An 8,642-nucleotide genomic window follows, 5' to 3' on the forward strand; every position below is an offset into this window, starting at 1 on the left:
ATTATTATATTTGTATCTATTAAAAATTTACTCAAGGACCGTTCCCTCCCGGTCTGATTCCAGCTCCCTGATCTCTAATAAATCCTGAACCAGTTCTTCCTGGTCTGCCAGACAACCAGCAATTTGACGAATAACCTCAATCTTGTTTTTTTTGACTATCGGTGTAAGTATTACCTGGTCCTGTTGCCATTTAAATAAAATTTGGTCTCCTACTTTAAGATTCAGTAACTTAATAACTTGTTTTGGAATTGAAATAACATAGCTGTTCCCTGCTTTATATATTTTTCTTACTTCCATTTTGAAAACCGTCCTTTCATCAATTGTATATACATATTATATTATGCGTATTGACAAAAAACAAGAGACACCTCAGCTCTCGCCCATGCCATGCTTGCACAAAAAAATCCCTGCCCCAATAGGACAGGGATTGCCTTTTAAGCCAGTTTGCTCAAATCCGCAGCCGCACTTAAATCAGCGGCCAGTTCCCGTAACAGGGCCAGCCGGGCCCGGCGCAAATCCTCCTCTTTGGCCATGACCATCACCTCGGTAAAGAAGCGGTCAATCACCGGCCGCAGCTGGGAAGCCTGTTTGAACCACTCTTCATAGCGTCCAGCCCGCAGGAGCTCCTCGCTTTCCTCCCGGAAAGCCTGCCAGGCAGCCAGTAGCGCTTGCTCCGCCGGTTCCTGCAACAGCTCGTTCACTACTTGCCCGCCTTCATCCTTTTTGGCCAGATTGACCACCCGGGTAAAAGCTGTCTGCACATCAGCAAAATCCGCCTCCTGCCGGACTTTGGCCAGAGCGCGGGCCCGTTCAGCCGCAGCGGTCAGGTCAGCATAACCGGCCGCCAGGACAGCATCCACTGTATCATAGGCCAGGCCTTCATCTTCCATCAGGATATAACGGAGGCGAAGGCGGAAAAACTCCATTACTTCCACAACGGTTTTTTCCCGGTCCAGCTTGAGGCCAGGCTTGTCAGCAATAGCAGCATAAGTCCTGTTGATAGCTGCCGGTAAATCCAGATGCCAGCCCCGCTGGAGCAGGATATGGCAGATACCCAGAGCCTGCCGCCGCAGGGCGTAGGGATCCTGAGAACCGGTAGGCTGAATGCCAACTGCAAAGCACCCTACGATGGTATCCAGTTTGTCAGCAATGCTGACCAGAGCCCCGGCTACGCTGGCAGGCAGCATATCCCCGGCAAAACGGGGTAAATAGTGCTCGAAAATGGCCTGCGCCACTTCTTCCCGTTCGCCTGACAGGCGGGCATAATAGCGACCCATAATGCCCTGCAGTTCAGGGAACTCATAAACCATGCTGGTGACCAGGTCCGCCTTGGCCAGCCGGGCTGTGCGAGCGGCAATTTCCTTTTCCTCCGCCACTACCTGCAAGGTCTCCGCCAGGTAGGAGGTCAGGTTCTGAATGCGCTGCACCTTTTCCCCCAGTGTCCCCAGGTTTTCCTGGAACACGATTTTATCCAGTCTGGGCAGATAGGCAGCCAGGGGCTGCTTCTGGTCCTCCTCATAGAAGAACCGGGCATCAGCCAGCCGGGCCCGCAGCACCTTTTCATTGCCCTCCCGCACGATCTCGATGTAATCGGCTGTACCATTGCGGACGGTGATGAATTTGTTCAGCAATCTGCCCTGCTGGTCCCGGACCGGGAAGTAGCGCTGGTGTTCTTTCATGGGAGTGATGATGACTTCATCAGGCAGTTGCAAAAATTCCGCCTCAAAGCTGCCGCACAGGGCAGTGGGATATTCCAGCAGGTAAATGATTTCTTCCAGCAAGTCCGCATCCTCTTCCACCTGCCCCCCTTCCCGGGCGGCCAGGTCCTGAATCTGCTGCCAGACCTGGCGCCGCCGTTCTTCCTGGTCCACCATGACATAGCCTTTTTCCAGCAGCAATTGGCGGTATTCAGAAGCATGGTTGACAGTGAAGGGGCCTGGACCCAGCACCCGGTGGCCATAAGTCAGGCGGCCACTCACCAGGTTTTCCAGCTTAAATTCCAGCACCTGGTCATCCAGCAGACAGAGCAGCCAGCGGATAGGCCGGGCAAAACGAAAATCATAATGGGCCCAGCGCATGGGCTTGGGGAAAGAAAGGCCACTGATGAAGGTAGGGGCAAGTTCAGTCATCACCTCAGCGGTACTGCGCCCTTTGATTTCCTTGCGGGCAAAAACATACTCCACCCCGTTCACTTCTTTGATCAGCAGATCAGCCAGGGCTACTCCCTGACTGCGGGCAAAACCTTCCACTGCTTTCGTGGGCTTGCCCTCAGCATCAAAAGCCGCTTTTTTTGCCGGCCCTTTCACTTCTTCGGTCACATCGGCCTGTTTTTCCGGCAGACCGGTGATACTGAGCACCAGCCGACGCGGTGTGGCCCAGACCCGGATTTGCTCATAAGTTAATTTCTCTTTATCCAGGGCCTTCTGGGCCAGTTCTTCCAGCTGTTTGATGGCTCCGGGCAAGAATTTAGCCGGTATTTCTTCTGTGCCTATTTCCAGCAAAAACTCCCTGGTCATTCCCTTATCCCTCCTGTTTCGCCTGTTTTAACAAAGGATAGCCCAGCCGCTCTCTCTGTTCAATATAAGCCTGAGCGCTGAGACGGGCCAGGTTGCGCACCCGGGCGATGTAACCGGTCCGCTCGGTAACACTGATAGCCCCCCGGGCATCCAGCAGGTTAAAGGTATGAGAACACTTGAGGACATAGTCATAGGCAGGCAGGACAAACCCGGCCTCCAGCACCCGTTTGGCTTCCTGTTCATACATATCGAAAAGGCGGAAGAGCATGTCGGTATCTGCGATTTCAAAGTTATAATGGGAATGTTCCACTTCGCCCTGATGATGGACATCGCCGTAGGTGATGCCATTTACCCATTCGATGTCAAAGACATTGTCCTTTTTCTGAATAAACATAGCCAGGCGTTCCAAACCATAAGTAATCTCTGCGCAAACTGGACGGCAATCAATCCCGCCACACTGCTGGAAGTAGGTAAACTGGGTTACTTCCATGCCATCCAGCCAGACTTCCCAGCCCAGACCCCAGGCTCCCAGGGTGGGACTTTCCCAGTTGTCCTCCACAAAGCGGATATCATGCTGGGCTGGATCAATGCCAATAGCCCGCAAACTGTCCAGATAGATATCCAGCACATTATCAGGGCTGGGTTTGAGGATCACCTGATACTGATAATAATGTTGCAGACGATTGGGGTTTTCCCCATAGCGACCGTCCGTGGGCCGCCGGGAAGGTTCCACATAAGCCACATTCCAGGGTTCAGGTCCTAATGCCCGCAAAAAAGTAGCAGGATTCATAGTACCAGCACCCTTTTCCACATCATAGGGCTGCTGAATGATGCAGTTCTGTTCGGCCCAGAACTTATTGAGGGCCAGGATCATGTCCTGAAAATTCATAGCATCAACCTCCTTGTCAATCTAAAAAGCCCGTCCCCGGCCCATCAGGCCAGGGACGGGCTTGCTACCCGCGGTTCCACCCTGGTTGACCGCTAATGCGGTCCACCTCTTTAACTGCAGCTCCCAGGCGCCCTTCACCATCCCCCCTGACCGGGCTTCCACCCTCCCCGGTTCGCTTGGCAGGCTTAAAATGGTTACTCCTCCTGTTCCTCGCTGCGCAAATATGGAATGGTTGTACTTGAAGATTATTAAACAAAAAAATTGTTTTTTTGTCAAGTAGCCCCCTAAAATACCTCTTTTTATCCGTATTATTTGATGACAAATAGAGAAGCGGAGGGATGAAATATGAAAAACTCTGGAAAATTGCTCAGTATCGCTTTATCGACAGCCCTGGCAGTTACCACCCCTGGATTGACCTGGGCCGCCGAGACTGTGTCCAGTCCCCCGGTAATTCAACAATCTGCTGAGGCCGGTGTTACTCCTGACAGCTGGCTCTACCCTCTCGAGAGATTCCTGGAACAACTGCAATTAGCAATTACCTTTTCTGAACAGGCTAAAGCAGAATTATTAGCCACTCTGGCCCAGGAGCGTATGGCTGAAGCTAAAACGATGCAGGCAGCAGGGAAATATGATTTAGCAGTAAAAGCAACCGCTGACCTTGTAACAACTGTACAGACCCTGGAAAATATGCAAACTCAACTGCCGGCAGAAGTAGCAACAACAATTTCGCCCAAAATCCAGGAGGTAAAACAACAGAGTGTAGATACTCTCAACCAGGTATTAGCAAAAGCCCCAGATGAAGCCAGGGATAATCTCGAAGATGTTAAAGACCGTCTGGAATTAATTAAAGAATTTGTCAATTCCCACAAAGAATTACAACAAGCTAAACAGGAAGTTAAAGCAGCTGAAAAAGCTTTAAATGAAGCTATTAACACCAGTAATCCTGAAGCTATAGAAAAAGCACAAGAAAACCTGCAAGAGACTCAGGACAAGCTGAATGAAGCTATTGAAAAACAAGCAGAAGCAAAAGAAGAAATGAAAGAGAAAACCAAAAAAGAAACTGAAAAAGAAAAGAAAAAAGAAAAAGATAGTCTTAATGATGAAGATGAGAATAAACTTGAAACAGATACAACCATAGAAACGAAAACAGAAATATTAACAGAAACGGCGAACCAAAAAGATGACAAAGAGGAAAAAAACGGTGAAAATAATAATGATGACACTCAAAAGGAATATAATGAAGAAGAGTCCAATCGCTAACCAGCCAAAAACGGAGCCGCTCCTTTTGAGGAGACCGGCTCCGTCTGTTATTCCAGGCTGTTATCTTTCATTATTTAATTCCATTTCCAGTCGATAACCTCGATTCAGTAAAGCAGAAATTCCCAGGGCCCCGATAAATGCCGCCCTGGCACTGGTTAAAGTTAAACCCAAAGCGGCTATTCCTGCTGCCGCCGGAAGTTCAGCCAGCACTTTGCCCTCTTTGCTAATCCGGATTTTGGTTTCCGCAGACCACTGCAGTACACTGCGCAAACGCTTCAAAGCCGGTTTTTTCCGCAGCTGGGGCCGTCGTTCTTCCAGCCAGATCAAGGCTTCTGCCAGGTCCCCTTTAGTCGCCTCCAGGGCCCGCCGGGCCTCCCGATAAGTCACCCCTGTTTTCTGCCGCAGAATATCCATTTTTTCGTACAGTTCCATTGCCATCCTGATTCCCCCTTTCATCCCCTAGTATAACCGGAGCCGAAAGGTCTATCAGGGGTCGCTGCAGTTTTATATCTTCCAAATGCTGGCTGGCATGTTCGGCCAGCAGCTGATGAATAGCCTCCAGTTCCGCGGCAGATACCTCCAGAGCAGCCAATTCCGCTGGCTGCAGATAAAAGAAACACCGCAAAAGCCTTTTCAACCGGGGTGAAAGCAAAACTGCTCCTGGATAGGGTGGGCCACAGCATTCCCCGCGCAGTCCTCCCGCAGCCAGGGCCCACCAGGATTTACCAGCCCCTAGTGGCCGCCGGCATTGGACACAGTGGTTAACCTCTGGCCTTAGTCCCAGCACCTGCAAAAACTGGGCTTCTACATAGGTTAAAACCAGGCTGGTATCTAAAGGAGCCAGCAAATGCAGAGCTGCCCCCAGCAATCGATACAGACGCGGGGCCGGTTGCCGCAGGGGCAGGACCCGTTCCCATAACCCCAGCAAATACTGGGCGGAAAGGAGCTTTTCCAGATCCTGTCTGAGCTCCGGAAAGGCAGAAATCAGCTCGCCCTGGTTCAAATGCAGATAATTTGAGCCTTCATAAAGTAAATAGCGGGCATGGATCAGAGGCTGAGCCAGGGCCCGGCGGCGGCTGGCTGCCTTCCTTACCCCTTTGGCTGCTACCTGCACTTTTCCCAGCTCGCGGCTAAACAGGGTCACCAGTAAATCCGCCTCGGACCGGGGTTTGACTGCCAGTACCAGTCCTTCTGTTTGAATCAGTGCCATTATCCTTCTCTCCGTTTCTTATCTTATTTTATATTTTAACAAAGAGAGCAGGATTATAAAACCCGGTGTTGAACTTTAAGATAAAGAAAAGGGAGGAGGAGAGAGAAATGGCGGAATTTTCCCGTACCATGCAGGCAGATTTCAAAAAAATCAGTTCTGAGGTTATCCAGGCTGAACTGAGCATCTGTGACCGCTACCATGACATCAGATTACTGTTATTCATTGGCTTACCGGACTATGAAATCACCAGGGTAGAGGCCAGCTTCCACCGTACCCCCAGCCCCTACTGCCCCCTGATTGAAACCAAACTAAAACAGCTGGTGGGAGTGCGGGTAGCTCGCGGCCTGAACCGCACCCTTAACCAGCTGTTCAGTGGTAGTGAAGGCTGTATTAACATGAAAAATCTGCTGGCAGCTTTTCTGCCGCTGGTCATCAATACTCACCTGGTCAGCGGTGCCAGCAACGAGGAAGAAGCCCTGGAAACAGTGGCCAGGGAACTGGCCGGAACCTGTGTCGGCTATCCGCCCCGTCCCAGTGATTAGTAGCCACCGTTTACAGTCAATCCGGCCATAATGGCTACTCCGTTACTGGTACCGATGCGATTGGCTCCAGCAGCGATCATGGCCCGGGCCTGTTCTAAGTTGCGCACCCCGCCGGATGCCTTAACTCCGATGGTCGGTCCTACCGTCTTGCGCATTAATTCCACATCAGCCACAGTAGCCCCGCCACCGGCAAATCCAGTGGAAGTTTTGACAAAGTCTGCCCCGGCGTTTACCGCCGCCTGGCAGGCTTTTACTTTTTCCTCATCAGTGAGCAGGCAGGTTTCAATGATTACCTTGACGATAATCTGCCCTGCTTCCTTTTCCAGATTCCGGGCAGCAGCCACCACAGCCCGGATATCCTCCTCTACCAGCTGCCAGTCCCCGGCCTTAGCCGCCCCGATATTGATAACCATATCCACTTCCCTGGCCCCTTCCCGGATAGCCAGTTCTGTTTCCTGGGCCTTGATTTGAGGACGGTTGGCTCCTAACGGAAAACCAATCACAGTACAGACTTTGACCGGACTATCAGCCAGCTCTCTGGCTGCCAGAGCCACATAGGCGGGATTGACGCAAACCGAGGCAAACTCATGCTCCCGGGCCTCCTGACAGAGCTTAATAATCTGTTCCGGTGTGGTTTCCGGTTTCAATAAAGTGTGGTCAATCATAGCAGCGATTTCTCTGGTGTTCATTTCGATACTCCTCCTTTGTAAGATGACAGATGTCTGACTTTTACACCCATAAAAGAATTAGACAAAAACTTGTCTAATCCTCCTCCCGGTAGCCAAATTGCCGTAAAATTTGTTCCCGGTTGCGCCAGTCCTTTTTCACTTTAACCCATAAATCCAGATAAAGTTTGGAACCCAGCAAATTTTCCAGATCCTGACGGGCCAGCTGTCCTACCTGTTTTAACATCCGGCCCTGATGGCCGACAATAATGCCTTTCTGGGATTCCCGTTCCACATAGATATTGGCCCGCACATACACCAGATTGCTGGACCGTTCCTTCATTTCCTCCACTTCAACAGCTACGGAATGGGGTACTTCATCCCGGGTCAGATGCAGGATTTTTTCCCGAATTATTTCTGCCACAATAAAACGTTCCGGGTGATCAGTTACCATATCCGGAGGATAATACATCGGCCCTTCCGGTAAATAGTTGAACAGGACTTCTACCAGCCGGTCCAAATTGTCCCGGTAAAGAGCTGATACAGGGACGATTTCAGCAAAAGGCAGCAAATCCCGGTAGGCTTCGATTATCGGCAAAACCGCCTGCTTATCAGGCAACTGATCGATTTTGTTAACTACCAGCAACACCGGAGTATTAACTTTCACCAGGTGCTCGATAATGAATTTATCCCCTGGTCCGGGCTGGGCAGTAGCTTCCACTACAAAGAGAATGGCATCCACTTCCTTTAAGGTTGAGAGGGCAGCCTGGTTCAACACTTCCCCCAGCCGGTGTTTGGGCTTGTGGATTCCGGGAGTGTCAACAAAAATGACCTGAGCGCTATCTGTAGTATAAATACAGCGAATTTTATTGCGGGTAGTCTGAGGCTTATCGGACATGATGGCCACTTTTTCCCCAACCACACTGTTCATCAAAGTGGATTTACCTACATTGGGTCGTCCGACAATGGCTACAAAACCGGAACGAAAAGCCATCTTACTCCTCCTTTCCTGCGGGCAATGCCCGGGGGCTGAAAAATCCCGGCAATAACTGGGCAGCCGTGGTTAGGCGGTAACTTCCGTCCGGTGCTGCCATTATCACCTGCAGGTCAGGGTTAAATTCCACCATCACCTGGCGGCAAGCGCCACAGGGGGAGCAGGGTTCAGCTATATCTCCCACCAAAGCCAGCGCCACAAAATCCCTTTCTCCTTCCGCAACAGCCCTGAAAATAGCAGTCCGCTCAGCACAATTGGTCAAACCATAAGAGGCATTTTCCACATTGCAGCCCTGATATATGCGGCCAGATTTACCCAGCAGCGCTGCCCCTACCCGAAAGTGGGAATAGGGTGCATAGGCCTTTTGCTGGGCGTTAATGGCTTCACCGATCAACTGCTGGATTTGCTGTTCCGTTAGTTTCATGTCAATCCTGGTTCAAAAAACTTGACTGTTTTTATCTCCAGCCAAGTCGGCCCCCAGACCAGGCTTTCGCCTCCTTTCCGAATACTTGATTTGCCCCCGCGGGGCAGGGCGACAGGGGACCTCGGCCCGGGAGTTCCACCCG

At 51.0% G+C, this 8,642-nt stretch carries 10 protein-coding genes; 2 read left to right on the top strand and 8 right to left on the bottom strand.

The features are described 5' to 3' along the window. Positions 1-27 precede the first annotated feature (27 nt). From JDF658_RS10435 to glyQ, 3 genes are all read right to left on the bottom strand, one after another. Complete coding sequence (locus tag JDF658_RS10435) at positions 28-297, bottom strand: AbrB/MazE/SpoVT family DNA-binding domain-containing protein (protein WP_079907564.1); 270 nt, start codon at positions 295-297, stop codon at positions 28-30. A 137-nt stretch (positions 298-434) separates the two neighbouring features. Further along, complete coding sequence (gene glyS / locus JDF658_RS10440) at positions 435-2,516, bottom strand: glycine--tRNA ligase subunit beta (protein WP_079907565.1); 2,082 nt, start codon at positions 2,514-2,516, stop codon at positions 435-437. Between the two features lie 4 nt (positions 2,517-2,520). Further along, on the bottom strand, positions 2,521-3,405 hold the full coding sequence (gene glyQ / locus JDF658_RS10445) for a glycine--tRNA ligase subunit alpha (RefSeq protein ID WP_078664998.1): 885 nt from the start codon (positions 3,403-3,405) through the stop codon (positions 2,521-2,523). Between the two features lie 345 nt (positions 3,406-3,750). Between glyQ and JDF658_RS14260 the strand changes: the two genes are divergently transcribed. Continuing rightward, positions 3,751-4,665 carry a DUF5667 domain-containing protein gene (locus tag JDF658_RS14260; RefSeq protein ID WP_143311988.1) on the top strand — a complete coding sequence of 305 codons (915 nt, stop codon included), beginning with the start codon at positions 3,751-3,753 and terminating at the stop codon, positions 4,663-4,665. 60 nt (positions 4,666-4,725) lie between these two features. Here the strand turns inward: JDF658_RS14260 and JDF658_RS10460 are convergent, their stop codons facing one another. Next, entirely contained in the window at positions 4,726-5,103 is a 378-nt protein-coding gene (locus JDF658_RS10460; protein ID WP_159071823.1) for a DUF4342 domain-containing protein, read from the bottom strand. Continuing rightward, entirely contained in the window at positions 5,012-5,875 is an 864-nt protein-coding gene (gene recO, locus JDF658_RS10465) for a DNA repair protein RecO (RefSeq protein ID WP_079907568.1), read from the bottom strand. The genes JDF658_RS10460 and recO overlap by 92 nt, the downstream gene beginning before the upstream one ends. Positions 5,876-5,982: 107 nt before the next feature. Here recO and JDF658_RS10470 point away from each other — a divergent pair, with 107 nt between their 5' ends. Then, the gene (locus JDF658_RS10470; protein ID WP_079907569.1) at positions 5,983-6,417 is read left to right on the top strand and encodes a DUF2889 domain-containing protein; all 435 of its coding nucleotides are present in this window, start codon (positions 5,983-5,985) and stop codon (positions 6,415-6,417) included. Here the strand turns inward: JDF658_RS10470 and deoC are convergent. The 3 genes from deoC to JDF658_RS10485 all read right to left on the bottom strand — a co-directional run bounded on the left by deoC (position 6,414) and on the right by JDF658_RS10485 (position 8,500). Beyond that, a complete protein-coding gene (gene deoC / locus JDF658_RS10475) occupies positions 6,414-7,106 on the bottom strand; it encodes a deoxyribose-phosphate aldolase (protein ID WP_078664992.1) in 693 nt (230 codons plus the stop codon). The genes JDF658_RS10470 and deoC overlap by 4 nt on opposite strands. A gap of 73 nt (positions 7,107-7,179) precedes the next feature. Continuing rightward, positions 7,180-8,076 carry a GTPase Era gene (gene era / locus JDF658_RS10480; protein WP_078664991.1) on the bottom strand — a complete coding sequence of 299 codons (897 nt, stop codon included), beginning with the start codon at positions 8,074-8,076 and terminating at the stop codon, positions 7,180-7,182. A gap of 1 nt (position 8,077) precedes the next feature. Continuing rightward, complete coding sequence (locus tag JDF658_RS10485) at positions 8,078-8,500, bottom strand: cytidine deaminase (RefSeq protein ID WP_079907571.1); 423 nt, start codon at positions 8,498-8,500, stop codon at positions 8,078-8,080. Between the last annotated feature and the right edge of the window lie 142 nt (positions 8,501-8,642).

The organism is Carboxydocella sp. JDF658 (assembly GCF_002049395.1).
Taxonomy (GTDB): Bacteria; Bacillota.